General features: G+C 54.6%; 35 protein-coding genes. All 35 read right to left on the bottom strand.

Annotated elements, in window-relative coordinates; genetic code table 11:
• Nucleotides 1-9 precede the first annotated feature (9 nt).
• Nucleotides 10-507, bottom strand: coding sequence for a 30S ribosomal protein S5 (gene rpsE / locus C7445_RS11960; RefSeq protein WP_006445791.1), 498 nt, complete (start codon nucleotides 505-507; stop codon nucleotides 10-12).
• Nucleotides 508-528: 21 nt separating this feature from the next.
• Nucleotides 529-888, bottom strand: coding sequence for a 50S ribosomal protein L18 (rplR, locus tag C7445_RS11955; protein ID WP_040288540.1), 360 nt, complete (start codon nucleotides 886-888; stop codon nucleotides 529-531).
• A 35-nt stretch (nucleotides 889-923) separates the two neighbouring features.
• Nucleotides 924-1463: a 50S ribosomal protein L6 gene (rplF, locus tag C7445_RS11950; protein ID WP_134160613.1), complete on the bottom strand. Its 540-nt coding sequence runs from the start codon at nucleotides 1461-1463 to the stop codon at nucleotides 924-926.
• Between the two features lie 26 nt (nucleotides 1464-1489).
• Nucleotides 1490-1888: a 30S ribosomal protein S8 gene (gene rpsH, locus C7445_RS11945; RefSeq protein WP_134160611.1), complete on the bottom strand. Its 399-nt coding sequence runs from the start codon at nucleotides 1886-1888 to the stop codon at nucleotides 1490-1492.
• Nucleotides 1889-1914: 26 nt separating this feature from the next.
• Nucleotides 1915-2100: a type Z 30S ribosomal protein S14 gene (locus C7445_RS11940; RefSeq protein WP_040288537.1), complete on the bottom strand. Its 186-nt coding sequence runs from the start codon at nucleotides 2098-2100 to the stop codon at nucleotides 1915-1917.
• Nucleotides 2101-2126: 26 nt separating this feature from the next.
• Nucleotides 2127-2666, bottom strand: a complete 540-nt coding sequence (rplE, locus tag C7445_RS11935) for a 50S ribosomal protein L5 (protein WP_134160609.1) — start codon at nucleotides 2664-2666, stop codon at nucleotides 2127-2129.
• A 27-nt stretch (nucleotides 2667-2693) separates the two neighbouring features.
• Nucleotides 2694-3005, bottom strand: a complete 312-nt coding sequence (gene rplX / locus C7445_RS11930) for a 50S ribosomal protein L24 (RefSeq protein ID WP_134160657.1) — start codon at nucleotides 3003-3005, stop codon at nucleotides 2694-2696.
• Between the two features lie 41 nt (nucleotides 3006-3046).
• Complete coding sequence (gene rplN / locus C7445_RS11925; RefSeq protein ID WP_006445785.1) at nucleotides 3047-3415, bottom strand: 50S ribosomal protein L14; 369 nt, start codon at nucleotides 3413-3415, stop codon at nucleotides 3047-3049.
• A 31-nt stretch (nucleotides 3416-3446) separates the two neighbouring features.
• Complete coding sequence (gene rpsQ, locus C7445_RS11920) at nucleotides 3447-3707, bottom strand: 30S ribosomal protein S17 (RefSeq protein ID WP_040288533.1); 261 nt, start codon at nucleotides 3705-3707, stop codon at nucleotides 3447-3449.
• A 20-nt stretch (nucleotides 3708-3727) separates the two neighbouring features.
• Nucleotides 3728-3925 (bottom strand): 50S ribosomal protein L29, encoded by a 198-nt coding sequence (rpmC, locus tag C7445_RS11915; RefSeq protein WP_040288531.1) that lies wholly within the window; start codon nucleotides 3923-3925, stop codon nucleotides 3728-3730.
• Nucleotides 3912-4349, bottom strand: a complete 438-nt coding sequence (gene rplP / locus C7445_RS11910) for a 50S ribosomal protein L16 (protein WP_040288530.1) — start codon at nucleotides 4347-4349, stop codon at nucleotides 3912-3914. Before rplP ends, rpmC begins: the two co-directional genes overlap by 14 nt.
• Nucleotides 4350-4352: 3 nt before the next feature.
• Nucleotides 4353-5036 carry a 30S ribosomal protein S3 gene (rpsC, locus tag C7445_RS11905; protein WP_134160607.1) on the bottom strand — a complete coding sequence of 228 codons (684 nt, stop codon included), beginning with the start codon at nucleotides 5034-5036 and terminating at the stop codon, nucleotides 4353-4355.
• Nucleotides 5037-5052: 16 nt separating this feature from the next.
• Entirely contained in the window at nucleotides 5053-5394 is a 342-nt protein-coding gene (rplV, locus tag C7445_RS11900; RefSeq protein WP_134160605.1) for a 50S ribosomal protein L22, read from the bottom strand.
• Between the two features lie 78 nt (nucleotides 5395-5472).
• The gene (gene rpsS, locus C7445_RS11895) at nucleotides 5473-5754 is read right to left on the bottom strand and encodes a 30S ribosomal protein S19 (RefSeq protein ID WP_040288528.1); all 282 of its coding nucleotides are present in this window, start codon (nucleotides 5752-5754) and stop codon (nucleotides 5473-5475) included.
• Nucleotides 5755-5798: 44 nt separating this feature from the next.
• Nucleotides 5799-6629, bottom strand: a complete 831-nt coding sequence (gene rplB, locus C7445_RS11890; protein WP_134160603.1) for a 50S ribosomal protein L2 — start codon at nucleotides 6627-6629, stop codon at nucleotides 5799-5801.
• Between the two features lie 41 nt (nucleotides 6630-6670).
• Entirely contained in the window at nucleotides 6671-6958 is a 288-nt protein-coding gene (gene rplW / locus C7445_RS11885) for a 50S ribosomal protein L23 (RefSeq protein WP_040288527.1), read from the bottom strand.
• A complete protein-coding gene (gene rplD / locus C7445_RS11880) occupies nucleotides 6958-7578 on the bottom strand; it encodes a 50S ribosomal protein L4 (RefSeq protein ID WP_134160601.1) in 621 nt (206 codons plus the stop codon). Before rplD ends, rplW begins: the two co-directional genes overlap by 1 nt.
• 28 nt (nucleotides 7579-7606) lie before the next feature.
• Nucleotides 7607-8239, bottom strand: coding sequence for a 50S ribosomal protein L3 (gene rplC / locus C7445_RS11875; protein ID WP_134160599.1), 633 nt, complete (start codon nucleotides 8237-8239; stop codon nucleotides 7607-7609).
• A gap of 57 nt (nucleotides 8240-8296) precedes the next feature.
• Nucleotides 8297-8605, bottom strand: a complete 309-nt coding sequence (gene rpsJ / locus C7445_RS11870; protein ID WP_134160597.1) for a 30S ribosomal protein S10 — start codon at nucleotides 8603-8605, stop codon at nucleotides 8297-8299.
• A gap of 245 nt (nucleotides 8606-8850) precedes the next feature.
• The gene (tuf, locus tag C7445_RS11865; protein ID WP_134160595.1) at nucleotides 8851-10038 is read right to left on the bottom strand and encodes an elongation factor Tu; all 1188 of its coding nucleotides are present in this window, start codon (nucleotides 10036-10038) and stop codon (nucleotides 8851-8853) included.
• A 13-nt stretch (nucleotides 10039-10051) separates the two neighbouring features.
• Entirely contained in the window at nucleotides 10052-12127 is a 2076-nt protein-coding gene (fusA, locus tag C7445_RS11860; RefSeq protein WP_134160593.1) for an elongation factor G, read from the bottom strand.
• A gap of 32 nt (nucleotides 12128-12159) precedes the next feature.
• Nucleotides 12160-12630 carry a 30S ribosomal protein S7 gene (rpsG, locus tag C7445_RS11855; protein WP_134160591.1) on the bottom strand — a complete coding sequence of 157 codons (471 nt, stop codon included), beginning with the start codon at nucleotides 12628-12630 and terminating at the stop codon, nucleotides 12160-12162.
• A 47-nt stretch (nucleotides 12631-12677) separates the two neighbouring features.
• Complete coding sequence (gene rpsL, locus C7445_RS11850; protein ID WP_134160589.1) at nucleotides 12678-13097, bottom strand: 30S ribosomal protein S12; 420 nt, start codon at nucleotides 13095-13097, stop codon at nucleotides 12678-12680.
• A 119-nt stretch (nucleotides 13098-13216) separates the two neighbouring features.
• Nucleotides 13217-13474: a ribosomal L7Ae/L30e/S12e/Gadd45 family protein gene (locus C7445_RS11845; protein ID WP_134160587.1), complete on the bottom strand. Its 258-nt coding sequence runs from the start codon at nucleotides 13472-13474 to the stop codon at nucleotides 13217-13219.
• 115 nt (nucleotides 13475-13589) lie between these two features.
• Nucleotides 13590-17225 (bottom strand): DNA-directed RNA polymerase subunit beta', encoded by a 3636-nt coding sequence (gene rpoC / locus C7445_RS11840; protein ID WP_134160586.1) that lies wholly within the window; start codon nucleotides 17223-17225, stop codon nucleotides 13590-13592.
• A 48-nt stretch (nucleotides 17226-17273) separates the two neighbouring features.
• Nucleotides 17274-20792, bottom strand: a complete 3519-nt coding sequence (gene rpoB, locus C7445_RS11835) for a DNA-directed RNA polymerase subunit beta (RefSeq protein ID WP_424923010.1) — start codon at nucleotides 20790-20792, stop codon at nucleotides 17274-17276.
• Between the two features lie 362 nt (nucleotides 20793-21154).
• On the bottom strand, nucleotides 21155-21751 hold the full coding sequence (locus C7445_RS11830) for a class I SAM-dependent methyltransferase (RefSeq protein WP_166669131.1): 597 nt from the start codon (nucleotides 21749-21751) through the stop codon (nucleotides 21155-21157).
• 62 nt (nucleotides 21752-21813) lie between these two features.
• Nucleotides 21814-22182, bottom strand: a complete 369-nt coding sequence (rplL, locus tag C7445_RS11825; protein ID WP_134160584.1) for a 50S ribosomal protein L7/L12 — start codon at nucleotides 22180-22182, stop codon at nucleotides 21814-21816.
• A 79-nt stretch (nucleotides 22183-22261) separates the two neighbouring features.
• Nucleotides 22262-22789 (bottom strand): 50S ribosomal protein L10, encoded by a 528-nt coding sequence (gene rplJ, locus C7445_RS11820; RefSeq protein ID WP_134160583.1) that lies wholly within the window; start codon nucleotides 22787-22789, stop codon nucleotides 22262-22264.
• A 159-nt stretch (nucleotides 22790-22948) separates the two neighbouring features.
• Nucleotides 22949-23650, bottom strand: a complete 702-nt coding sequence (rplA, locus tag C7445_RS11815) for a 50S ribosomal protein L1 (RefSeq protein WP_134160581.1) — start codon at nucleotides 23648-23650, stop codon at nucleotides 22949-22951.
• Nucleotides 23651-23704: 54 nt separating this feature from the next.
• Nucleotides 23705-24133 (bottom strand): 50S ribosomal protein L11, encoded by a 429-nt coding sequence (rplK, locus tag C7445_RS11810; RefSeq protein WP_166669130.1) that lies wholly within the window; start codon nucleotides 24131-24133, stop codon nucleotides 23705-23707.
• A gap of 126 nt (nucleotides 24134-24259) precedes the next feature.
• Nucleotides 24260-24805: a transcription termination/antitermination protein NusG gene (gene nusG / locus C7445_RS11805; protein ID WP_134160577.1), complete on the bottom strand. Its 546-nt coding sequence runs from the start codon at nucleotides 24803-24805 to the stop codon at nucleotides 24260-24262.
• A 37-nt stretch (nucleotides 24806-24842) separates the two neighbouring features.
• Nucleotides 24843-25073: a preprotein translocase subunit SecE gene (gene secE / locus C7445_RS11800; protein WP_006445760.1), complete on the bottom strand. Its 231-nt coding sequence runs from the start codon at nucleotides 25071-25073 to the stop codon at nucleotides 24843-24845.
• A gap of 43 nt (nucleotides 25074-25116) precedes the next feature.
• Entirely contained in the window at nucleotides 25117-25266 is a 150-nt protein-coding gene (gene rpmG / locus C7445_RS11795; RefSeq protein WP_040288514.1) for a 50S ribosomal protein L33, read from the bottom strand.
• Nucleotides 25267-25352: 86 nt separating this feature from the next.
• Nucleotides 25353-26009, bottom strand: coding sequence for an RNA polymerase sporulation sigma factor SigH (gene sigH / locus C7445_RS11790; protein ID WP_006445758.1), 657 nt, complete (start codon nucleotides 26007-26009; stop codon nucleotides 25353-25355).
• Nucleotides 26010-26054: the final 45 nt, after the last annotated feature.

Raw genomic sequence — 26054 nt, 5'->3', positions numbered from 1 at the left:
TACGCCTCCTTATCCCAGAATCTCTTCCAACGACTTACCGCGCAAACGTGCCACTTCGTCAGCACGCTTCAACTGCTTCAACGCATCGAGCGTCGCATGCACCATGTTGATGGGGTTGTTCGACCCAAGCGACTTTGTCACGATGTCCTTAATCCCTGCCAATTCCAATACCGCGCGCGCAGGGCCGCCGGCAATTACACCGCTCCCAGTCGGAGCTGGCTTGATGAGTACCTGGCCTGCACCAAAACGCCCCAAAGCCTCATGTGGAATTGTGGTGCGCTTCATAGGGACGTGAATCAAATGCTTCTTTGCGTCGTCGATTGCCTTGCGGATGGCATCAGGAACTTCCTGCGCCTTACCCAGTCCGGCACCGACGTAGCCATTGCCGTCACCGACGACGACCAACGCGGAGAACGAGAAACGACGACCACCCTTGACGACCTTCGCAACGCGATTCACATGAACCACGCGCTCGGTGAGTTCGAGCTGATTCGGATCTATGCGCACGTGAACACCTTCCTCTCTAAATTAGAACTCGAGACCTGCCTCACGCGCCGCATCAGCCAACGCCTGAATGCGCCCGTGATAGAGATAACCGCCGCGATCGAACACAACTGCCTTGTATCCCTTCGCAAGCGAACGTTCCGCAATCAACTGTCCAACCTTGCGAGCCGCTTCCACGTTGCCGCCGTTGCCTTCGTAGCCCTTTTCCGCCGTCGAAGCGCTCGTCAACGTGCGGCCAGTCGTATCGTCGATCAACTGCACATAAATGTGCTTGTTCGAACGATAGACATTCAACCGCGGACGCTCCGGCGTGCCGGAAACGCGCGCACGCACACGAACATGGCGCCGCTTGCGCGCTTCGTTGCGATTCACCTTCGTAATCACCAAGATTCACTCCTTTGCCCGCTCGATCACGATTCTTACTTCTTACCAGTCTTACCGACCTTACGGCGCACGTTCTCGCCCTCGTAACGAATCCCTTTGCCCTTATACGGCTCGGGCGGACGCAACTCGCGCACCTTAGCGGCGTACGAACCCACCAATTCTTTGTCGATGCCGCGGACAACCAACTTGGTTTGCGCAGGAACCTCAACCTCAATGCCAGGCACATCAGGCAACTCTACCGGATGCGAGAAACCAAGAGACAATGTCACCTTGTTACCCGCCTTGTTGGCACGATAACCGACGCCGACCAACTCCAGATTCTTGGCAAACCCGTTCGTGACGCCTTCTACCATGTTCGCCACGACACTGCGCGTCGTACCATGCAAGGCCTTGTGCTTCTTCTCATCAGATGGACGTTCCACAACGATGACGCCATCGTTGACGACCAACTTCATATCAGGATGCAATTGGCGCTCAAGCTGCCCTTTCGGACCCTTCACGACCAAGTGCGTGCCGTTTACAGTCACCTCGACCCCAGCCGGAACCGGGATCGGCTTACGCCCTGTACGGGACATTTAGTACACCTCCAATCGAAGAGAACTTACCAAACGTAGCAAAGAACTTCGCCGCCGACGCCCTGCTTGCGAGCTTCGCGATCGGTCATGATGCCCTTTGAAGTCGAAAGAATCGCGACGCCTAGACCACCCAGTACGCGCGGAATGTTGTCGTGGCCAACATACACGCGCAACCCTGGCTTGCTGATCCGCTTGAGCCCCGTGATCACGCGCTCCTGACCTTTGCCATACTTCAAGAACAGGCGGATGGTACCCTGCGGGCCGTCCTGCACGAACTCCGCGTCGCGGACGTAACCCTCATTCTTCAAAATCTCAGCGATCGCGCGCTTCATGTTCGACGCAGGGATTTCCACCTTTTCATGCCGTACCTGATTCGCGTTACGGATGCGAGTGAGCATATCCGCAATCGGATCGGATGTCATCATCTGTACAAAACCTCCTTCCGAACAAATTACCAGCTTGCCTTCTTGACGCCCGGAAGCTGCCCTTTATAGGCCAACTCGCGGAAGCAAATGCGGCAAATTCCGAACTTGCGATACACCGAGTGCGGACGTCCGCACACGCGGCAACGAGTATAGGCACGCGTGCTGAACTTCGGTTTCCGCTGCGCCTTGATAATCATCGACTTCTTTGCCACGGTCTCGACCTCCTCGTCAAAGACTTTTACTTCCGGAATGGCATGCCCATTTCGGTGAGCAGCGCACGAGCTTCTTCATCTGTATTTGCCGTCGTGACGACGACAACTTCCATTCCGCGAACCTTGTCAATCTTGTCGTAATCAATCTCAGGGAAAATCAGCTGTTCCCGCAAGCCCAACGTGTAGTTGCCACGGCCGTCAAAAGCTTTCGGCGAAACCCCACGAAAGTCACGAACGCGGGGAAGCGCAACGTTCATCAGCTTGTCGAGGAAATGGTACATCCGCTCTCCGCGCAACGTCACTTTTACGCCAATCGGCATACCCTGACGAAGGCGAAAGCCAGCAATAGACTTCTTCGCACGGGTAACCACGGGCCGTTGCCCGGCGATTGCCTGCAGATCCTCAATCGCTGCGTCGATTACCTTTGGGTTCTGCGTCGCTTCGCCGAGACCCATGTTGATGACAACCTTCTCGACGCGCGGAACTTGCATCGCGTTTTCATACTGAAATTCCTTCATTAGCGCGGGCACTACCTGCGCTCGGTACATGTCTTGCAATCGAGTCAACGACAAAACCTCCCTTCACCTGGCTACTCAGTCGAGAACTTCGCCAGACTTTTTCGAGTAACGCACTTTGCGTCCATCTTCCAGGAACTTATATCCGATACGCGTAGGCTGACCCGTCTTCGGGTCCGCAAGCGCGACGTTCGAAACGTGAATCGGCGCTTCCTTCTCGATAATGCCGCCCTCTGGATGTGCCGGGCTTGGCTTCGAGTGCCGCTTCACGATGTTTACACCCTCGACGATCACACGGCCTTCACTCGGAAACACCTTCAAAATGCGGCCGCTCTTCGCCTTATCCTTACCAGCGATGACGACAACCTTGTCTCCGGTCTTCACTCGCAACTTCGACATGTTGACACCTCCCGCGTTCAAATCCCACATCCTCAGAGCACTTCAGGCGCCAAGGAGATAATCTTCATAAAATCGCGATCGCGCAATTCGCGCGCAACAGGTCCAAAGATACGCGTACCACGCGGACTCTTGTCTTCGCGAATGATAACGGCCGCATTCTCGTCAAAGCGAATGTGCGACCCGTCATTGCGGCGAAGACCCCGTTTGCTCCGAACGATAACAGCCTTAACGACGTCACCCTTCTTGACAACGCCGCCGGGTGTTGCACTCTTAACAGACGCAACGATGATATCACCGATGTTCGCCGTCTTCCGATTCGAGCCACCAAGCACGCGGAAGCACATAATTTCCTTCGCACCAGAATTGTCTGCTACGGTCAAACGCGTTTGCGGTTGAATCATCCTGGGTTTCCTCCTTTCCGACTAACGCAACTCAGATGATAACAGCCTTTTCAACGATCTCGACCAGGCGCCAGCGCTTATCCTTGCTGAGCGGACGAGTCTCCATGATACGCACAACGTCACCGATCTTCGCTTCGTTGTTTTCGTCGTGAGCCTTAAACTTCTTCGTCCGGCGAACCGTCTTGTTGTACAAGCGGTGCTTTACGTTCTCCTCAACAGCAACCACAATCGTCTTATCCATCTTGTCACTGACGACCTTGCCGACGCGCTCCTTGCGCTCATTGCGTTCCATGAAACTACCTCCTTTCCGGATTAACCAATGCCAAGTTCACGCTGACGCAAAATCGTCTTTGCACGCGCGATGTCCTTACGCACCTGGCGAATACGCATCGGGTTTTCCAGTTGCCCCGTTGCCAGTTGGAAGCGGAGGTTGAACAGCTCGTCCTTTAGCCCCTCAATGCGGGACGCGAGTTCTTCGCTGCTCAGTTCCCGCAACTCAGTTGCCTTCATTTGCGTCACCACCCACTTCTTCACGAGTCACAAACTTCGACTTGATCGGGAGCTTCATTGCCGCAAGCCGCATCGCCTCACGCGCGATCTCTTCGCTGACACCAGCTACTTCGAACATCACGCGACCGGGTTTCACCACGGCAACCCACTTCTCCGGAGAGCCCTTACCGCTACCCATACGAGTTTCCGCAGGCTTTTGCGTAACAGGCTTGCTCGGGAAGATTTTGATCCACACCTTACCACCACGGCGCATATACCGGGTCATCGCAATACGAGCCGCTTCGATCTGACGGTTTGTGATCCACGCAGGCTCGAGCGCGACCAGGCCGTACTGGCCGAACGTCACTTCATTGCCGCCCTTGGAATGACCCTTCATGCGGCCGCGAAACTCTTTTCTATGCTTTACGCGCTTTGGCATCAACATGGTTTACCGACCTCCTTGAACAGCGTCCTCTGCGGTTTCCGCAGAATGATTCTTCCGCTGCGGAAGTACTTCACCGCGGTAGATCCAGACCTTAACGCCGATTCGGCCGTACGTGGTATGCGCCTCAGCCAAGGCATAATCGATATCCGCACGCAACGTGTGGAGCGGCACCGTGCCTTCCGAATAGCCCTCTGTACGGGCGATTTCAGCGCCACCCAAACGACCCGAAACCTGCACACGCACACCTTTCGCGCCTGAACGCATCGAGCGCTGGATTGCCTGCTTCATCGCGCGACGGAACGAAACGCGACGTTCCAATTGCTGTGCGATGCCTTCGGCAACCAATTTCGCCGACAGATCGGGCGACTTAATCTCCGAGATGGAAATATGGACGCGTTTGCCAGTCAAAGCATTCAACTGGTTACGCAGTGCATCGACTTCTGCGCCGCCCTTACCGATAACCATACCCGGCTTCGCCGTATGAACCGTCACATTGATGCGATTGGCAGCACGCTCGATATCAATCGATGCAACCGCAGCATCCTTGAGGCGGCGTGAAACATAGTTCCGAATCTTTAAGTCCTCAACCAACAGGTCCTGGTAGTCTTTCTTGTTCGCGAACCACTTTGCCTCCCAATCGCGGATGATGCCAATTCGGAGACCAACGGGGTTAACCTTTTGACCCATGCAGCAAATCCCTCCCTTACTTTTCCGCGACGACGACCGTCACGTGACTCGTGCGCTTAAAAATGCTGAATGCTCGACCCTGTGCACGGGGCCGGAACCGTTTCAACGTCGGACCTTCATCTACGTAAATCTCTTTTACGTACAATCGGTCGACGTTCATATTGTGATTGTTCTCCGCGTTCGCAATCGCAGAGCGCAGCACCTTTTCAACGACCGGCGAACCGGCACGAGGGGTGAATTTTAAAATCGCGAGCGCTTCTTGAACACCTTTGCCGCGAACCAAATCCACCACTAGGCGCATCTTGCGCGGAGCGATGCGAATGTACTTCGCAACAGCACGCGTTTGCGTTGCCTCCATCCTGCTACCTCCTCCACGAGACTGGCGCCGACGAGCACCCAACTGCGACGACGCCTATATCAGGTATTCCAAAACCGTTTAGCGCGAGCGGGACGATTTCTCATCACCAGCATGGCCTTTAAACGTCCGTGTCGGGACGAATTCGCCCAACTTGTGACCGACCATATCCTCAGTGACGTACACCGGAACGTGCTTTCTCCCATCGTGTACCGCGAACGTATGTCCGACGAATTGAGGGAAAATGGTAGAACGCCGCGACCAGGTCTTAATAACCTTCTTCTCGCCCGACTCATTCAACGCCTCCACCTTTTTCATGAGGTGGTCATCGCAGAACGGCCCTTTCTTCAATGAACGACCCAACGTCAGTCGCCTCCCTTCTTCACACAACCCAAGTTCTACACTGATTACTTCGTACGACGACGAACGATATACTTATCGGTCGGATGATTCTTCTTACGCGTCTTCTTGCCAAGAGTCGGTTTGCCCCACGGGGACATCGGCGACTTGCGACCAATCGGAGCGCGACCCTCGCCACCGCCGTGCGGGTGGTCAACCGGGTTCATGACAGAACCACGAACGGTCGGACGACGGTTCAACCAGCGACTACGGCCAGCCTTGCCGATATTGATGTTCTCGTGATCGAGATTACCCACCTGACCGACGGTTGCCCGGCACTCCACACGAACCCTGCGAACTTCACCGGAAGCAAGACGAACCTGTGCATAATCGCCTTCCTTCGCCATCAGCTGTGCAGATGCACCCGCAGCGCGAGCTAACTGCCCGCCCTTGCCAGGCTTCAACTCGATATTGTGAATAACTGTTCCGACCGGAATCGACGACAGCGGCAACGCGTTACCAACCCGAATATCTGCGTTTTCACCGCTGACAATCACGTCGCCAACCTTCAATCCGTGCGGTGCAATAATATACCGCTTCTCGCCGTCACGATAATGAAGCAGAGCAATGCGAGCCGAACGGTTTGGATCGTATTCAATCGTTGCTACCTTTGCCGGCACGCCATCCTTGTTGCGCTTGAAGTCAATCAGGCGGTACTGGCGCTTGTGGCCGCCGCCTTGGTGACGAACGGTGATTTTACCCTGATTGTTGCGCCCCGCACGTTTTTTCAGCGGAACCAGCAACGACTTCTCCGGCTTGTCGGTCGTGATCTCTTCGAACGTCGAGACCGACATAAAGCGGCGTCCAGGAGAAGTCGGACGATACTTCTTAATCGCCATATCGACGACCTCCTTCGTTTATAGCGTTCGAGGCTGTCCGATCACGACTCACCAAAGAAATTGATCGGCTTCGAATCCGGTGCAAGTTTGACGATAGCCTTCTTGCGATCCTGTGTGCGGCCGACATACTTGCCAACGCGCTTCACTTTGCCAGTTTGGTTCAGCGTATTGACCGAAACCACCTTGACGTCAAACAACTTTTCAATCGCTTTGCGAATTTCAACCTTGTTCGCACGGCGATCGACCTCAAACACGTACTTGTTCTCTTCCATGAGCTCGGTGGAGCGTTCGGTGATCACCGGACGTTTAATCAAATCCCGCGGATCCATCAGGCGAACACCTCCTCTACCTTCGCAACTGCATCCTTTGTCAAGACGAGGTGATCGTGACGAAGCAGCTCATACACATTGATACCAGCCGCCTCCATATACTTCACACCAGGGATATTGCGTGAAGACAGGTAGATCGGTTCCTTCTTCTCGCCATCGACAATCAGCGCCTTGCCAACGTTCAAGTTTTTCAGCACAGAGACCATTTCCTTCGTCTTCGGCTGATTCAACTGCAACTCGTCAAGAACGATGATCTTACCTTCGGCCACCTTTGACGATAGCGCGCTGTACAGCGCAAGACGGCGAACCTTCTTCGGTACAGAGAACGCATAGGAGCGAGGTGTAGGCCCGAATACCACGCCGCCACCCTTCCATTGCGGAGCGCGAATGCTACCCTGGCGTGCACGACCCGTCCCTTTTTGCCGCCACGGTTTCCGACCGCCACCTGACACTGCCGCACGATTCTTAACCTTGTGCGTACCAGCACGGCGTGCAGCCAGATACTGCAACACAACTTGGTGCATCAAATCGAGCCGGACAGGCGCCCCAAAAATCTTGTCGCTCAATTGCAACTCGGAAACCTGTTGACCGGCCGTATTCAAAACTGCCACTGTCGGCATGACTCTGCCTCCCTTCGAACACAAATCATCACTTTTGTTGCGCCTTGACGGCGGAACGAACGGTTACAAACGAATTTTTCGGTCCAGGAACCGAGCCTTTGATCAACAAAACGTTCTTTTCCACGTCGACGCGGACGACCTCCAAGTTTTGCACCGTCACGCGCTCGCCGCCCATCCGACCAGCCATGGTCTGACCCTTGAACGTACGGTTAGCGGCAATCGAACCCAACGAACCAACTCCGCGGTGATACTTCGAACCGTGTGCCATAGGACCGCGATGCTGATTGTGACGCTTAATCGGACCGGCATAGCCTTTGCCCTTTGAGACGCCAATCACATCAACCACATCACCGACAGCGAAGACATCGGCCTTCAACTGCTGACCCACCTCGTACTCAGCCAAGTTCACACCGCGAAACTCACGCACAAAACGCTTCGGCGCAGTACCCGCCTTCTCAGCGTGTCCCTTTTCAGCTTTCGTCGCACGATTGGGCTTTTGGTCGGCAAAGCCCACCTGAATTGCTTCATAGCCATCGACAGCTTGTTCGCGCTTTTGCAACACGACACACGGACCAGCCTCAATGACTGTAATCGGCACAACTTGACCGTCTTCCGTAAAGACTTGCGTCATGCCGAGCTTGCGCCCGAGAATCCCCTTCAAAGTGTGCACCTCCTCAAACACATACAATACAACGGCACCTGGCGTGCCGTATCCCGATTACAACTTGATCTCGATGTCGACACCAGACGGCAGGTCAAGACGCATCAACGAGTCGACCGTCTGCGGCGTCGGTTGATGGATATCGATCAAGCGTTTATGTGTACGAATCTCGAATTGTTCACGCGAATCCTTATATTTGTGCGGTGCGCGCAAAATCGTGTACACCTCGCGCTCCGTCGGAAGCGGAATCGGCCCAGCTACCTTAGCCCCGGAACGCTTCGCCGTATCGACAATGCGTTCAGCTGATTGATCTAAAATCGTGTGATCATACGCCTTCAATCGAATCCGAATCTTTTGCTTCGCCATATGTTTTCCCTCCTTTTCGCCCAATTCGTTGGACATACTCCGCGGAAATTCCCCCATCGGTATCCCATATGGCTTATGGACACATAGGCAACCTTCCGCCTCATCGCTATTTGAGACCAACGTCCGATATTATACTAGACCAACTTCTACGTGGCAAGGCTTTTCACGAAATAGCTGACTGAGCCATAAAACAAGGCGGTCTCTTCGGACCGCCTTGTTCAACGATGCACTTTCGTGAAATCCAATTACTTAATGACGGAAGCGACGACGCCGGCGCCAACCGTGCGGCCACCCTCGCGAATCGAGAAACGGGTTCCTTCTTCGACCGCGATCGGAGCGATCAATTCGACCGTCATCGAAACGTTGTCGCCAGGCATGACCATTTCGGTACCTTCCGGCAGTTGGACAACCCCGGTAACGTCCGTGGTACGGAAATAGAACTGCGGACGATAACCATTGAAGAACGGCGTATGACGGCCGCCTTCTTCCTTCGTCAGGACGTACACCTCAGCGGTGAACTGGGTGTGCGGGTTGATGCTGCCAGGCTTGCAGACCACCTGACCGCGCTCGATGTCCTTACGCTCCACGCCACGCAACAGAGCGCCGATGTTGTCACCAGCTTCTGCTTGATCGAGGAGCTTACGGAACATCTCGATACCCGTCGCGACCGTCTTGCGGCGCTCCTCACGCAGGCCGACAATTTCAACTTCGTCGCCAACCTTCAGCGTACCGCGTTCAACACGGCCCGTAGCAACAGTACCGCGACCCGTGATCGTGAACACGTCTTCGACCGGCATCAAGAACGGCTTCGTCGTGTCGCGCTCCGGCGTCGGGATGTAGCTGTCGACAGCGTCCATGAGCTCTTCAATCTTCTTGACGTATTCCGGATCGCCTTCGAGAGCCTTGAGCGCCGAACCGCGGATTACCGGAATGTCGTCGCCAGGGAATTCGTACTCGCTGAGCAGTTCACGAACTTCCATCTCGACGAGTTCGAGCAACTCCTCGTCGTCGACCATGTCGCACTTGTTCAAGAAGACAACCAAGTACGGTACGCCGACCTGACGAGAGAGCAGGATGTGCTCACGCGTTTGTGGCATCGGGCCGTCAGCAGCGGACACAACCAGAATGGCGCCGTCCATCTGTGCAGCACCGGTGATCATGTTCTTGACATAGTCCGCGTGTCCTGGGCAATCGACGTGTGCATAGTGACGATTGTCGGTCTCGTATTCAACGTGAGCCGTGTTGATGGTGATACCGCGCTCACGCTCTTCCGGAGCCTTGTCGATTTCGTCATACTTCTGGGCCTTCGCCTTTCCCTTGGAAGCCTGCACGGAAGTAATGGCCGCCGTCAAGGTCGTCTTACCGTGGTCGACGTGACCGATGGTACCAATATTGACGTGCGGTTTGCTGCGATCAAATTTTTCCTTTCCCACCAGAGATCACTCCTTATTCGCCTTTGCTCTTCTTAATGATGCCCTCAGCAACACTCTTCGGCACTTCTTCGTAGGCAGCGAGTTCCATCGAGTAGGTACCGCGGCCTTGTGTACGTGAGCGAAGCGAGGTCGAATAACCAAACATCTCTGACAGCGGAACAAATCCGCGTACGATGCTTGCGTTATTGCGCGTATCCATACCTTCGACACGACCACGGCGCGAGTTGATGTCACCCAAGATGTCACCCATATACTCCTCAGGGACGGTAACCTCGACGCGCATGATAGGCTCCAGCAGAACCGGCGCAGCCTTTTCGGCACCTGCCTTTAAAGCCATCGATCCAGCGATCTTGAACGCCATTTCGCTCGAGTCGACATCGTGATACGAGCCATCGTACAGCGTCGCCTTGACATCGACGAGCGGATAGCCAGCCAGCACGCCGTTGCGCATAGCCTCGTGGATACCCTCTTCGACCGCCGGAATGTATTCCTTCGGAATCACACCACCGACAATCTTGTTTTCGAAGACAAAGCCCTGTCCACGTTCCAGCGGTTCGAAGATGACCTTGACGTGACCGTATTGACCGCGTCCGCCAGACTGACGAACAAACTTGCCTTCCTGGTCCACGCGCTTGGTAATGGTCTCACGGTAAGCAACCTGTGGCATACCCACGTTGCACTCGACCTTGAACTCGCGCTGCATACGATCAACGATAACCTCAAGGTGCAACTCACCCATGCCCTGAATAATGGTTTGTCCAGTTTCAGGATCGGTGTACGTCTTGAACGTCGGATCCTCTTCCGCCAACTTCGACAACGCGATACCCATCTTGTCCTGGTCAGCCTTCGTCTTCGGTTCGATCGAAACCGAAATAACCGGTTCCGGGAACTCCATCGACTCGAGGAGCACAACATTCTTTTCGTCGCACAAGGTATCGCCGGTCGTCGTGTCCTTGAGACCGACGGCGGCTGCAATGTCACCTGCATACACGCGCGAGATTTCTTCGCGGTGGTTTGCGTGCATCTGCAAGATACGGCCAATTCGCTCGCGCTTGCCCTTCGTCGAGTTCAAAACGTACGATCCGCTCTCCAAAATACCGGAGTACACGCGGAAGAACGCGAGTTTACCGACGAACGGGTCCGTCATGATCTTGAACGCCAGAGCCGAGAACGGCTCCTCGTCAGAAGAGTGACGTTCAATCTCCTCGCCATCCGGTGTCACACCTTTGATGGCTGGCACGTCGGTCGGAGCCGGGAGATAATCCACGACCGCGTCCAACATGAGCTGAACACCTTTGTTCCGGTAGGAAGAACCGCACAGAACAGGGAAGAGTTGAACCTTACATGTACCCTCGCGCAAGCCGGCCTTGATCTCCTCGACCGTGAGCTCTTCGCCTTCGAGGTACTTCATCATCAACTCTTCGTTGACTTCAGCAACCGCCTCAATCAACTCTGCCCGCTTTTCTTCCGCAAGATCCTTCAATTCCTCCGGAATCTCGGTGTTTTGCGCCTGCGTGCCAAGGTCGTCCGTGTAGATGATGGCCTTCATTTCAACCAGGTCAATCATGCCTTGGAACTCGTCCTCAGCACCAATTGGCAACTGGATAGGCACCGCTTTCGCGCCAAGACGCTCCTTCATTTGATCGACGCAAGCGAGGAAGTCGGCACCAATGATGTCCATCTTGTTGACATAGGCAATACGCGGGACGTGATACTTGTCCGCCTGCCGCCACACCGTCTCGGATTGGGGCTCGACGCCACCCTTGGCGTCGAACACCGCACAGGCACCATCAAGCACACGCAAAGACCGCTCCACTTCAACCGTGAAGTCCACGTGGCCGGGTGTGTCGATGATATTAATGCGATGCCCTTTCCACTGAGCGGTGGTAGCGGCGGACGTGATGGTGATACCGCGTTCCTGCTCCTGCACCATCCAGTCCATCGTAGCCGCACCGTCGTGAACTTCGCCAATTTTGTGGACACGGCCAGTATAGAACAGAATGCGCTCGGTTGTCGTGGTTTTACCGGCATCGATATGTGCGATAATACCGATGTTCCTCGTTTTTTCGAGCGGGAATTCGCGTGCCATCGCGCCGCCTCCTTCCTATTAAAGGATAGTCATTACCAGCGGTAATGCGCGAACGCTTTGTTCGCTTCCGCCATACGGTGCGTATCTTCGCGCTTACGCACCGCGCCGCCGGTATTATTAGCTGCATCAAGGAGCTCGTTTGCAAGCTTCTCCTCCATGGTCTTCTCGCTGCGCATACGCGAGTAGTTGACCAACCAGCGGAGGCCAAGCGTAATCCGGCGGTCGTTGCGAACTTCAACAGGAACCTGATAGTTCGAACCACCGACGCGACGAGCCTTGACTTCCAATACGGGCATCACATTCCGCATCGCGGTCTCGAATACTTCCATAGGATCTTTCCCAGACCGCTCGCGGATCAAATCGAACGCACCGTAGACGATACGCTGTGAAACACCCTTTTTACCGTCCAGCATTACCTTGTTGATCAAACGCGTGACCAACTTATTTCCGTAAATCGGGTCCGGAAGCACATCGCGCTTCGGAACCGGGCCTTTTCTCGGCACTGAATACCCTCCTTCCGCACATCCGAATCCCATACGTTATCGCTCGATCACGACTTCGCCTTCGGGCGCTTCGCGCCGTACTTAGAGCGACCTTGCATGCGGTCTTTTACGCCCGCTGTATCAAGGGCACCGCGAACAATGTGATAACGCACACCCGGCAAGTCCTTCACACGTCCACCGCGAACCAACACGACGGAGTGCTCTTGCAGGTTGTGCCCGATGCCCGGGATATAAGCCGTTACTTCGATGGTGTTCGTCAGGCGAACACGCGCATATTTGCGCAGTGCCGAGTTCGGCTTCTTCGGGGTCATCGTACCAACACGCGTGCACACACCGCGCTTTTGCGGAGACGGCAGGTCGGTCAGCGTCTTTTCATGGCTGTTATAGCCCTTTTGCAACGCAGGCGCCGTCGACTTTTTCTCAATGTCCTTGCGACCCTTGCGCACCAATTGGTTGATTGTCGGCATATCTGCACCTCCTCTCACTGTTTAACGTTCCATCCCGTGTCCGTTGCAAGCTCACAGAGCCTGGTGATTCATCGATACGCAAACAAAAATCCACAGACGTCACACCAAACTAGACAGCGTCACTCAGCTAGAATACTCGCCGTGGCTGCCCCAACCTCAATACCACAAGCTTTGCCCAACTGCCGCATCGTGTCGACCCACTCGATAGAAACTCCGAGTTTGGACGCCAATTGAACGACAGGCTCCGTCACACGAGGCTCTGCATCCTTTGCAATAAACACACAGAGAACTCGTCCTGAAGGCTGCTTGAGAGCTTTCAGCGTTTGGTTCGTGCCTATGGTCTTCCTTTTCGCTTGGCGTATGTCGTCAATGGACACCGCACGATCCTCCTTGGTGGAAAACATCGTGCTGACGCACACTACGGAATTCTATCACCGAGATTTCCGGGCTGTCAACCAAATCACCGGTGACAGCCCAAATTTCCCAGAACTCTTATTCCACCGTCTCGAGAGCTTGATGTTCCTCTTCATTTACACTGGCTACCGTATCCACCGCCGCCTCTGCCGCAGAAATGGGCGCCACCTGCCGATAGCGAGCCATACCTGTGCCGGCAGGAATGAGCTTGCCAATGATCACGTTCTCCTTCAGACCCAACAGCCTGTCGACCTTGCCCTTGATTGCCGCTTCGGTCAAGACGCGTGTCGTCTCCTGGAAGGAAGCAGCCGACAAGAACGAGTCAGTTTCCAACGAAGCCTTGGTGATGCCAAGCAATGCCGGGCGTGCGACGGCAGGCTCGCGATCGGACAACAAAGCTTCACGGTTGGCAGCTTCATAATCGAACAGATCCACATACGTTCCAGGCAACAGCTCGGTGTCCCCTGCGTCGAGGATGCGAACTTTGCGCAACATCTGGCGAATCATCACTTCGATGTGCTTGTCGTTAATATCGACACCTTGCAGGCGATAGACGCGCTGCACCTCGCGCAACAGGTAATTCTGAACCCCTTGCAGACCCTTGACGCGCAACATCTCCTTCGGGTCAACCGATCCTTCGGTCAGTTCCTCACCCGCCTCCAGCACTTGGCCAACCGACACGCGAATGCGCGAGCCATACGGGATCTGATAAGTCTTGGTCTCACTCTCACCGGTCAGTTCGATCTCGCGCTTGTCTTTGCCCTCGCGAATATCGGTAATCGTGCCGTCAAACTCGGCAATGACCGCCTGCCCCTTCGGATTGCGAGCCTCAAACAACTCCTGTACGCGCGGCAGACCTTGTGTAATATCGTCACCAGCGACGCCGCCCGTATGGAACGTACGCATCGTCAGCTGCGTACCCGGTTCACCAATCGACTGTGCAGCAATGATACCCACCGCTTCGCCGATTTCGACCATCTTACCCGTCGCCAAGTTGCGCCCGTAGCATTGGATACAGACGCCGTGGCGCGTGCGGCAAGTCAGGACGGATCGAATATACATTTCTTTAATCCCGGCCGCGACAATCCTGTCCGCTGCTTCCTCGTCGATCATTTCATTCTTGCCGACAATCTTCTCGCCTGTCTCAGGGTGGAAGACGTCTTGGAAAGAAACGCGTCCTTCGAGGCGATCGCGCAGGTCTTCAATGACCTCCCGGCCGTCGCGAATTTCGGCAACGCGCAGCCCCTTGTCCGTGCCGCAATCGTGCTCGCGGACAATGGTATCCTGAGCGACGTCGACCAAGCGGCGGGTCAAATAGCCAGAGTCAGCCGTACGCAACGCCGTGTCTGCCAAGCCTTTCCGTGCGCCGTGTGTCGAAATGAAGTATTCCAACACGGACAGGCCTTCACGGAAGTTGGACTTAATCGCCAACTGAATGATTTCGCCGGATGGATTCGCCATCAAGCCGCGCATACCCGCCAACTGCGTGATCTGCGAGTTACTGCCGCGGGCACCTGATGTCGCCATCATGTAGATCGGATTAAACTGATCCATGCTGTCCATCAGGGTCGAGGAGATTTTCTCCTTCGCCTCAGACCAGATTTGGCTAAACGTAATGTACTGCTCTTCTTCAGTGATCAGACCGCGTCGGTATTGTTGCTTGAGCTTGTGTTCCCTCGCTTCTGCCTCTGCGACGACGCGATGCTTCTCTTCGGGCACGATGATGTCACTGACGGCAATCGTAATGCCGGCCTTCGTGGAATAGTTGAAGCCAAGACGCTTCACACGATCCAGAATTTCCGCCGTCATGGTCGTGCCGTAGCGCCGGAAGCACTCCGCCAGGATGTTGCCGAGATCCTTCTTGATAACCGCCTTAGGTACCTTGCGTTGTGCGATCGCGTCCATCGGATTGACGCCCTTGTCATAGATGAACGTATCGTCCGCCGGGCCTTCCAGCAAGTTCGACTTCGCAGCCGAGTTCAAGTACGGGAAGTCCGCCGGGAAAATACTGTTGAAAATCAATTTCCCTGGCGTCGTGATGAGCAAGGCACTCTGCTGACGGTCTGTAAAACTTGTCTTATGCAGCGCCTTAGCCGGAATCACAATCCGCGTTTGCAACGTGATCAACCGCTGATGAAGTGCGTACTCCATCTCGGATATCGACGAATAAACCGTACCCTCGCCCTGCGCGCCTTCGCGCTCAATGGTTAGGTAGTAAGGGCCAAGGACCATATCCTGCGTCGGCGTAACGACGGGCTTGCCGTCCTTCGGATTCAGAATATTGTGGGCTGCCAGCATCAGCAAACGCGCTTCTGCCTGCGCCTCTGCGGACAGCGGCACGTGAACAGCCATTTGGTCGCCGTCAAAGTCCGCGTTGTATGCCGTACATACGAGCGGGTGCAACTTAATCGCACGCCCTTCGACCAAGGTCGGTTCGAAGGCCTGAATGCCAAGGCGGTGCAAGGTCGGAGCACGGTTCAACAAGACCGGGTGCTGCTTGATCACGTCCTCGACGACATCCCAAACCTCATCCGAGACGCGCTCCACCTTGCGCTTCGCACTTTTAATGTTGTGCGCCAGACCGCGAGCAACGAGCTCCTTCATGACAAATGGCTTGAACAGTTCCAAAGCCATTTCCTTCGGCAAACCACACTGATACATGCGCAACTCGGGACCCACGACGATAACCGAACGACCCGAGTAGTCGACGCGCTTGCCTAACAAGTTCTGCCGGAAACGCCCTTGCTTGCCTTTCAACATGTGCGAAAGACTCTTCAACGGACGGTTGCCAGGACCGGTCACCGGACGGCCGCGGCGCCCGTTGTCAATGAGAGCATCGACCGCCTCTTGTAACATGCGCTTCTCATTTTGCACGATGATGTCTGGGGCACCGAGATCGAGCAGTCTTTTCAAACGATTGTTACGGTTAATCACGCGCCGATACAGGTCGTTCAAATCGGACGTTGCGAAACGGCCGCCGTCCAGTTGAACCATTGGTCGTAAATCAGGCGGAATGACCGGAAGCGCCTCGAGAATCATCCAGCTCGGTTTGTTGCCCGACTGCCGAAACGCTTCGACCACTTCAAGCCGCTTGATGGCGCGATTGCGCCGTTGGCCCTGAGCGGTGCGCAATTCTTCGCGCAAAAGCTCCACTTCGCGGTCGAGATCGATCTCTTGCAAAAGCGTGCGAATAGCTTCCGCTCCCATGCCCGCTTGGAACGCGAAACCGTACTTTTCGCGATACGAACGGTATTCCTTTTCCGAGAGCAACTGCTTTTTTTCAAGCGGTGTGTCACCCGGATCTGTCACGACATACGATGCGAAGTAGATGACTTCCTCAAGCGCGCGAGGAGACATGTCGAGGACAAGTCCCATCCTGCTTGGAATGCCTTTGAAGTACCAAATGTGCGATACCGGTGCCGCCAACTCAATGTGACCCATGCGCTCGCGCCGCACCTTGGCACGCGTTACCTCGACACCACAGCGATCACACACAACACCTTTGTAGCGGATACGCTTGTATTTCCCGCAGTGACACTCCCAGTCGCGCGTGGGGCCAAAGATCTTTTCACAGAACAGGCCCTCTTTTTCCGGACGGAGCGTCCGGTAGTTGATGGTCTCCGGTTTTTTCACTTCGCCGTGCGACCACGAGCGGATCTTTTCCGGCGATGCGAGGCCGATTTTCATGAACTCAAAGTTGTTCACATCCAGCAAATCGTGCACCCTCCAATCGTAGCGCCTGCTTCAACGGACACCTTCTGATCAATCGCCGACTTCGTTGTATTCGAGATTCAAATTGAGCTTTTCCGAGCCGTCGTCGTCCTCGTCGATCTCCTTCATCTCGATTTCCCGCTCGTCGCCACTGAGGATTTTCACGTCCATACCAAGGCTCTGCAACTCTTTGATCAAAACCTTGAACGACTCCGGCACACCCGGTTCCGGTACGTTTTCGCCCTTCACGATGGCTTCGTATGTCTTCACGCGACCGACCACGTCGTCGGACTTGACCGTGAGAATCTCCTGCAAGGTGTATGCAGCGCCATACGCTTCGAGCGCCCATACCTCCATCTCGCCGAACCGTTGGCCGCCAAACTGCGCCTTCCCGCCCAACGGCTGCTGTGTAACCAAGGAATACGGGCCGGTCGAGCGCGCGTGAATCTTATCGTCGACCAGGTGATGCAATTTCAACATGTAGACGTAACCCACCGTGACGCGGTTCTCAAACGGCTCGCCACTGCGGCCGTCGTACAGAACTTGCTTGCCGTCCTCGGGCAACCCAGCTTCTTTCAGCGTCGCAAACACATCTTCTGGGTGCGCACCGTCAAAGACCGGCGTCGCCATTTTCAGTCCGAGCACTTTTGCAGCCATACCCAAGTGGGTCTCAAGCACCTGTCCGATATTCATACGAGACGGCACGCCGAGCGGATTCAGTACGATTTCGACCGGCGTTCCATCCTCGAGGAACGGCATGTCTTCCTCCGGCAGAATGCGTGCGACGACACCCTTGTTACCATGCCGACCAGCCATTTTGTCGCCTTCGGAAATCTTGCGCTTCTGCGCGATGTAGACCCGTACTAACTCATTGACGCCAGCGGGCAACTCATCCCCGTTCTCACGGGTAAACACCTTGACGTCCACCACAATTCCGGCACCACCGTGCGGAACGCGAAGTGACGTATCGCGCACCTCACGCGCCTTCTCACCAAAGATGGCATGCAACAGACGCTCTTCCGCAGTCAGCTCCGTCACGCCTTTGGGCGTCACCTTACCGACCAGGATATCGCCCGTCCGGATTTCCGCACCGATGCGGATAATACCGCGCTCATCGAGGTTTTTCAGAGCATCTTCGCCGACATTCGGGATGTCACGCGTAATCTCCTCTGGTCCCAGCTTCGTATCCCGCGCCTCGATTTCGTACTCCTCGATGTGAATCGACGTATAGACGTCTTCCTTCACCATCTTCTCGGACAGCAGGATGGCGTCTTCGTAGTTGTAGCCCTCCCACGTCATGAATGCGACAAGCACGTTGCGGCCTAAGGCCAGTTCACCTTTCTGGGTGGCCGGGCCGTCCGCCAGGATATCGCCAACCCTGACCCGCTGTCCCTCGCGTACAATGGGCCGCTGGTTGATGCATGTGTTTTGGTTCGATCTCGCAAACTTAATTAACCGGTACTTGGCGAGATCGCCCTTCACGATCTTGCCGTCGACTTCCGCTTCCTGACGAACCCAAACCTCACGGGCTGTAGCTCGCTCAACCACGCCGTTATGGCGCGAGACGACGCAAACACCAGAGTCTTTCGCCGCTTGATGTTCCATGCCCGTGCCAACGTACGGGGAATCGGTCACCAACAGCGGAACCGCCTGCCGCTGCATGTTCGATCCCATCAAAGCACGGTTGGCGTCGTCGTTTTCGAGGAACGGGATCAGAGCCGTTGCAACTGATACAACCTGTTTCGGCGACACGTCCATATAATCAATGCGATCGCGATTGACCGTGATCACGTCTTCGCGGGATCGAACCGTGATTTCTTCCGATGCGAGGCGACCATCCTCGGTCAACGGCTCGTTGGCCTGTGCGATGACGTAATTCTCTTCTTCATCGGCCGTCAAATAGTCGATTTGATCGGTGACGACGCCCGTTTCCGGGTCCACTCGCCGATACGGTGTTTCGATGAACCCATACTCATTGATCCGGGCATACGTCGACAACGAGTTGATGAGACCGATGTTCGGGCCTTCCGGCGTCTCAATCGGACACATCCGGCCGTAGTGTGAGTAGTGAACGTCACGAACTTCGAAACCAGCGCGCTCACGCGTCAGACCGCCCGGTCCCAGAGCCGAAAGACGACGCTTATGGGTCAATTCCGCCAGCGGGTTCGTCTGATCCATAAATTGCGACAACTGGCTGGAACCGAAGAACTCCTTAATAGCGGCGATCACTGGGCGAATGTTGATCAGAGCCTGCGGCGTGATGGCACTGGCATCTTGAATCGACATCCGTTCACGGACAACCCGTTCCATACGGGACAAACCGATGCGGAATTGGTTCTGTAACAGTTCGCCCACAGAGCGCAATCGACGATTGCCTAAGTGGTCAATGTCGTCCGTCGTGCCAACCCCGCGCAACAAGTTGAAGAAATACGACACAGCCGCAAGAATGTCGGACGGCGTGATGTACTTCACGTCGGACGGCAATTCACCATTGCTGATCACGTGCAGTACCCGACCATCCTCAGAAGGACTAAAAATCTTGATCATTTGCAGAGGCACAACTTCATCCTCAAGCAAATCGCGCGTAGCACGAATCGTGAAACGCCCAACATTGCCGTTCAGATGCGGAATGACGCGATCCAATGTCCGTCGGTCGAGCACCGCCCCGGCTTCCGCAATAATCTCGCCAGTATCTGCGTCGACGAGAGTCTCAGCCAGCCGTTGGTTTAAAAGCCGATTTTTCAAGTGCAGTTTCTTGTTGATTTTATACCGACCGACACTCGCCAAATCGTAACGCTTCGGATCAAAGAATCGCGAAGCCAACAACGCCCGGGCGTTTTCTACCGTCGGTGGCTCACCAGGACGCAGACGCTCGTAGATTTCTACCAAAGCACGCTCCGTCGAATCGGTCGTATCCTTATCGAGAGTGTTCTGCAGGAACTCATCCTCGCCCAACAGGTCGATGATTTCGTGATCAGAAGAAAGACCGAGCGCGCGCAACAGCACCGTGATCGGCAACTTGCGAGTGCGATCAATCCTTACGTAGACAACGTCCTTTGCATCGGTTTCAAACTCCAACCACGCACCTCGGTTTGGAATTACCGTAGCAGCGAACGTACGTTTGCCATTTTTGTCGATCTTACTGCTATAATAGACACTAGGCGAACGAACCAACTGACTGACGATGACGCGTTCAGCACCGTTGATGATGAACGTGCCCGTATCTGTCATTAGTGGAAAGTCGCCAAGGAACACTTCTTGTTCCTTCACTTCCCCGGTCTCTTTATTCAGCAAACGCACTTTGACACGAAGCGGTGCGGCATACGTGACATCGCGTTCTTTCGACTCTTCGACGTCATATTTCGGCTCGCCGAGACTGTAGTCGATGAATTCGAGTACCAGATTGCCCGTGAAGTCCTGAATCGGCGAAATGTCGGCAAACATTTCACGGAGTCCTTCACGCAAGAACCATTCATACGATTTTTGCTGGATTTCAATCAGGTTGGGCAGATCGAGGACTTCACGAATGCGCGAGTAGCTGCGACGCTCCGCCCATCCGTACTTGACCATATGTCCCTGCAAAACCGTCACCCCTCAAGCGGATTTGTTGGACGATGCGATACTTTGTGAGGCTTAAAGAAGATGAGGCCTGTTGACTCTCGGACTGGCGCCCACAGACGACGAAGAGACGACCGCTGACACACCACTGACACACATCGCAGGCAGACTCCAGCAACGGAGCCCACGCCGACCACGAGTGACGGTGCGTGCAGAATCTTTTCTTTACACATCGCCATACTAGACGTTCATGGACACGTCGGTTCGTATTCACCTATTCCCAAAAACCATGGACTTTATTCAATAAAGAGGTGAGCATCCGTCCAATCATCACAGTTTGCATTGGATAAGGTTATCACAAACATGCATCTTGATCAATCTTTTTCTGCACAGAAAATGAAATACCCAGATTTTTTATAGACAGTTTCGACCGAACCGTAGTGTCTCTGCAACTCCTCGAACGTGGAAGGCGCTCCGTGTTTCTTCTGAATCACAATCCACAGCTTGCCACCATGTCGCAAGGCACGATGGGACTCTTCATACAATCGATAGATAACCGCCTTCCCTGCGCGAATCGGAGGATTGAGGAGCACGTGATCATAGACTGAATCCATCTCCTCCGGAATACCGTCGTGAACGATGGCGATTGGCTTCTTGGCCAACCCTGCCGTGTTGCGTATTGCGAGATCGATGGCGCGCTCATTGATGTCGATGAGCGTCCACTCGACAAGTGGGTACGCCCTGCCCAACACAGCCGTCACCACACCGTACCCCGCCCCCAGATCAAGCGCGGAAGTCGCACCAGTCAAGTCGACCGTCTCGATCAATCTTCGGGTCGCTTCGTCGAGTCCACCCTTGGCAAACACCCCGCGGTCCGTAACCAAATCGATGGAGACCCCGCGTACATCGACGCGGATTTTGCGCTCATCACTAGCAACCGATGGCCTTTGACTATAGTAATGTTCCGTCACGTTCACACCCCCGGACAACAAAAAGGGTGCCCAAGCAACGGGCACCCTTGCGAATAACAAACTTACTTGATTTCGACGGAAGCGCCAGCTTCTTCGAGCTTCGCTTTGATGCTTTCCGCCTCTTCCTTCGAAACCTTCTCTTTGAGCGGCTTCGGAGCGTTGTCGACGAGATCCTTCGCTTCCTTCAAGCCGAGACCGGTCAGCTCGCGAACAACCTTGATGACACCAATCTTCGACGCACCAGCGTTTGCAAGGATGACATCAAACTCGGTTTGCTCAGCTGCACCGCCGTCAGCACCAGCCGCAGCCCCAGCAATCGCAACAGGAGCTGCCGCGGTAACGCCAAACTCTTCTTCGATAGCCTTGACCAATTCGTTCAATTCGAGCACCGTCATATTTTTAACGGCTTCCAAAATTTCTGCTGTCGTCAATGAAATAACCTCCTTAGATATACCTTCTCAGCTGGCCTGGCCAGTCTATTCGTATGACACCGCGGATACTTGACACCCATCACTCAGCGGGAGCAGCTTCCGCTTCAGGCGCTGCACCGGCGCCGCCATTCTTCTCGGCGACCTGCGAAACGACGTACGCAAGATTGCGCATCGGCGCTTGCAAAACGCTGAGCAACATCGAGAGCAAACCCTCACGCGAAGGCAACTTCGCAATTTCCGCGAGTTCCGCCCCCGAAACGATCCGCCCTTCGACAACTCCGCCCTTGAGTTCCAAAGCTTTGTGCTCACGGGAGAATTCGTGCAGAATCTTCGCGGGCGTTACAGCGTCCTCGTAACCAAACGCAATGGCCGTCGGGCCAGACAAAAACTCATCTAACCCTTCGAGATTGACCTGCTTCGCAGCGCGACTGGTCATCGTATTCTTAATCACCGCATATTCCACGCCAGCGGCGCGCAGGCGAGTACGGAGCTCCGTATCCTCCGCGACATTCAAACCGCGGTAATCCGCAAGAACTACGCTCTTGCTGCGCTCCAGACGTTCCGCAACACTTTGAACCAGCTGTTCTTTTTCTGCGCGTACAGCCAAACCGTCCACCTCCTCCAACGGATACACGAAAGGCGCCTCGACAGCACGAGGCGCCCGTCAGCCACAAAGGCTATCTGCAACACCTCGGCAGGCAACTTTCACCTTGGGCCAAACCAAGGACCTGCTGTCTACGGTCGTATTTCGCTTGTATGAAATGCTTTATTCGCCAGCTACTGCACGCTGTGTATTGACGCGAATGCCAGGCCCCATCGTCGATGAAACCGTGATACCACGAACATATACACCCTTGGCACCCGAGGGCTTCGCCTTAATCAAGGCGCCAATCAAGGCGCGGAAGTTACCAGCCAATTGGTCAACCTCAAACGAGGCCTTACCAATCGGGCAGTGGATAATTCCAGCCTTATCCAACCGATATTCGATCTTACCGGCTTTGATCTCGTTGACCGCACGGGCAACCTCAAAAGTCACCGTTCCCGTTTTCGGGTTCGGCATCAAACCACGAGGACCGAGGATACGGCCCAAACGACTGACAGATGCCATCATATCAGGCGTTGCCACGACCACATCAAAGTCGAACCAACCCTGCGAAACCCTCTGGATCAGATCCTCGTCACCGACGTAATCCGCGCCGGCTTCGGTCGCTTCGCGAGCCTTATCACCTTTCGCAAAGACCAATACGCGTGCCGTCTTACCGGTACCATGCGGAAGCACGACTGCGCCACGCACCTGCTGATCCTGCTTCTTCGGATCCACACCCAGACGGACAGCGACTTCCACGGTCTCGTCGAACTTCGCCTTCGCTGTTTGTTTTACCAACGAGAAAGCTTCGTCGACATCGTACAATTTATCGCGCTCCACGAGCTTCGCCAACTCTTGGGCACGTTTGCTCAACTTCGCCATCGTTTCACCTCCATGTGGTATTCGGTTTTACAACCTCCCACGATCTGCCGCCCATCAGTCGGTAATCGTGATGCCCATGCTGCGGGCCGTACCTTCGACCATCCGCATCGCCGCTTCGATCGACGACGCATTCAAGTCGGGCATCTTCTGTTCGGCGATTTCCCGCACCTTGTCGCGACTCAACGTCGCAACCTTATTGCGGTTGGGTTCAGCCGAACCAGACTCGATACCGGCAGCCTTTTTCAGCAGGACAGCAGCAGGCGGAGTCTTGAGGTCAAACGTGTACGAACGATCTTCGTAGACGTATAGCACCACCGGGATAATCAGACCAACCTGATCCGCAGTGCGAGCGTTGAATTCCTTACAAAACCCCATAATGTTGCCAACTTGCGCTTGGCCAAGCGCAGGACCTACCGGCGGCGCAGGTGTTGCTTTTCCGGCTGGAATTTGCAATTTCACAACCTTGATGACCTTCTTCGGCAACACAGCCACCTCCTTCACTTCAGAATGTGGTGTTTCGGGCCAAGCCCTCCCACTTGATACCATCTATACGACTCGCATTGCGAGCCACAGAAAGTGGATGGCGAACCACCCAACTTGCTGCCATTGTCATGTGAGGTGCTCGACTTGCGTATAATCGACCTCGAGCGGCGTCTCCCGCCCAAACATCGATACCAGCACCTTCAATTTCTGGTGTTCGGGCTCAACCTCTTCGACGGTACCCACCATATCGGCAAACGGCCCTTCGACAAGGCGAACAACTTCACCCACGTCAAACGAGACGGTTGGACGCGGTTGACCTACGCCCATCGACTTCAGAATTGCCTGCACCTCATGCGGCATGAGCGGAACGGGCTTAGAACCAGCGCCAGTCGAACCGACGAAACCAGTTACACCCGGCGTATTGCGAACAACATACCAAGAGTCGTCCGTCATGATCATTTCGACCAAGACGTAACCCGGGTACGTTTTACGTTGCACCACGCGCTTTTTGCCATTCTTGACCTCAAGCTCTTCTTCCGTCGGCACAAGAATCGTAAAGATACGATCCTCCATACCCATCGTTTGCACGCGGCTCTCCAAGTTGCTTTTGACCTTGTTTTCGTAGCCGGAATACGTGTGGATGACGTACCAGTTCTTTTCGAGGTTTTCCATTAGCACAGGCCTTCGGCCCGGACACCCCCAAGATGCCTTAATCTACACCGATTACCGACATCAGGCGCGCAACGCCAATGTCGAATCCCCAAATCAACAACCCCAGAATGGCGCATACCAAAAGCGAGGCAGTCGTATATACGACAACGTCCCGGCGTTTAGGCCAGCGGACGCGCCGCAATTCGCGAAACGATTCCGCAAAAAAGGCGATAAAACCGGATCTCTTTTGCTCGTTCACTTCCACCAACGTATCGTTTGGCTTTGCCACGTTCGGATGCTCCTTCTATCGCCGTTCGCTCAACCACATGGAATTAGCGGGTTTCACGGTGCGTCGTGTGCGAATTGCAGGTCGGACAATACTTCTTCAGTTCGATCCGGTCTGGATCATTCTTTTTGTTCTTCATCGTCGTGTAGTTCCTCTGTTTGCAATCTGTGCAAGCAAGGGTGATAATCTCGCGCATCCCAAGCACCTCCCCGAACAGCGAAACGAATTGGCGACACAAAAACAGAAGAACCCCCGAAACCGGGGACTCATACCTGCATCACATTAGCATATCACATTGCGAACCGTCAAGTATTTCTCAAGTTTGCGTTTGACGCGCTGCAGTGCATTGTCGATGGATTTTACATGCCTCGCCAAGTCGACGGCAATCTCCTGATACGATCTCCCATCCAAGTAAAGCATCAGGACCTTTCTTTCTAAATCACTCAACAACTCTGACATCTTATCTTCAATATCGTCAAACTCTTCCTGGTTTATAATCAACTCTTCCGGATCAGCCACTCTTACCGTACAAATCACGTCGAGCAAAGTTCTATCTGAATCCTCGTCGTAAATCGGCTTGTCAAGCGATACGTACGAATTGAGAGGAATGTGCTTCTGTCTCGTCGCAGTTTTAATAGCGGTAATAATCTGGCGCGTAATGCAAAGTTCGGCGAACGCCTTGAACGAGGAAAGCTTGTCCCCGCGGAAGTCGCGGATGGACTTGTAAAGCCCAATCATACCTTCTTGAACGATATCTTCACGATCCGCACCAATAAGGAAGTAGGATCTCGCTTTTGCCCGGACAAAGTTCTTATATTTCTGGATAAGATACTCGAGCGCGTCGGTGTCACCTTGACGAACCGCTTCTACCAGTTCTTCGTCGGTCTGCTCTTCGTATAGCGTTACATCGGCGTCCAACTGTGTCGGCTGTGTCGACAAACTGTATCACCCCGAGCCTCGTGAATGACGCCATTATACATTATG

Source organism: Alicyclobacillus sacchari, from assembly GCF_004366795.1.
In the GTDB taxonomy this organism is placed as follows: domain Bacteria; phylum Bacillota; class Bacilli; order Alicyclobacillales; family Alicyclobacillaceae; genus Alicyclobacillus; species Alicyclobacillus sacchari.
This window is presented reverse-complemented; position numbering and strand designations above follow the sequence as displayed.

Bases quoted from the DNA above. Each gene is read 5' to 3' on its own strand.
- rplF (WP_134160613.1), bottom strand. From the start codon at position 1,463: ATGTCCCGTACAGGGCGTAAGCCGATCCCGGTTCCGGCTGGGGTCGAG.
- rpsH (WP_134160611.1), bottom strand. From the start codon at position 1,888: ATGATGACATCCGATCCGATTGCGGATATGCTCACTCGCATCCGTAAC.
- rplN (WP_006445785.1), bottom strand. From the start codon at position 3,415: ATGATTCAACCGCAAACGCGTTTGACCGTAGCAGACAATTCTGGTGCG.
- rpsQ (WP_040288533.1), bottom strand. From the start codon at position 3,707: ATGGAACGCAATGAGCGCAAGGAGCGCGTCGGCAAGGTCGTCAGTGAC.
- rpmC (WP_040288531.1), bottom strand. From the start codon at position 3,925: ATGAAGGCAACTGAGTTGCGGGAACTGAGCAGCGAAGAACTCGCGTCC.
- rplP (WP_040288530.1), bottom strand. From the start codon at position 4,349: ATGTTGATGCCAAAGCGCGTAAAGCATAGAAAAGAGTTTCGCGGCCGC.
- rpsC (WP_134160607.1), bottom strand. From the start codon at position 5,036: ATGGGTCAAAAGGTTAACCCCGTTGGTCTCCGAATTGGCATCATCCGC.
- rplV (WP_134160605.1), bottom strand. From the start codon at position 5,394: ATGGAGGCAACGCAAACGCGTGCTGTTGCGAAGTACATTCGCATCGCT.
- rplB (WP_134160603.1), bottom strand. From the start codon at position 6,629: ATGGCGATTAAGAAGTATCGTCCGACTTCTCCTGGACGCCGCTTTATG.
- rplW (WP_040288527.1), bottom strand. From the start codon at position 6,958: ATGGATCCGCGGGATTTGATTAAACGTCCGGTGATCACCGAACGCTCC.
- rplD (WP_134160601.1), bottom strand. From the start codon at position 7,578: ATGCCGACAGTGGCAGTTTTGAATACGGCCGGTCAACAGGTTTCCGAG.
- rpsJ (WP_134160597.1), bottom strand. From the start codon at position 8,605: ATGGCGAAGCAAAAGATTCGGATTCGATTGAAGGCGTATGATCACACG.
- fusA (WP_134160593.1), bottom strand. From the start codon at position 12,127: ATGGCACGCGAATTCCCGCTCGAAAAAACGAGGAACATCGGTATTATC.
- rpsL (WP_134160589.1), bottom strand. From the start codon at position 13,097: ATGCCGACAATCAACCAATTGGTGCGCAAGGGTCGCAAGGACATTGAG.
- rpoB (WP_424923010.1), bottom strand. From the start codon at position 20,792: ATGGTCAAGTACGGATGGGCGGAGCGTCGCAGCTACTCGCGCATTCGT.
- rplA (WP_134160581.1), bottom strand. From the start codon at position 23,650: ATGGCGAAGTTGAGCAAACGTGCCCAAGAGTTGGCGAAGCTCGTGGAG.
- nusG (WP_134160577.1), bottom strand. From the start codon at position 24,805: ATGGAAAACCTCGAAAAGAACTGGTACGTCATCCACACGTATTCCGGC.
- rpmG (WP_040288514.1), bottom strand. From the start codon at position 25,266: ATGCGCGAGATTATCACCCTTGCTTGCACAGATTGCAAACAGAGGAAC.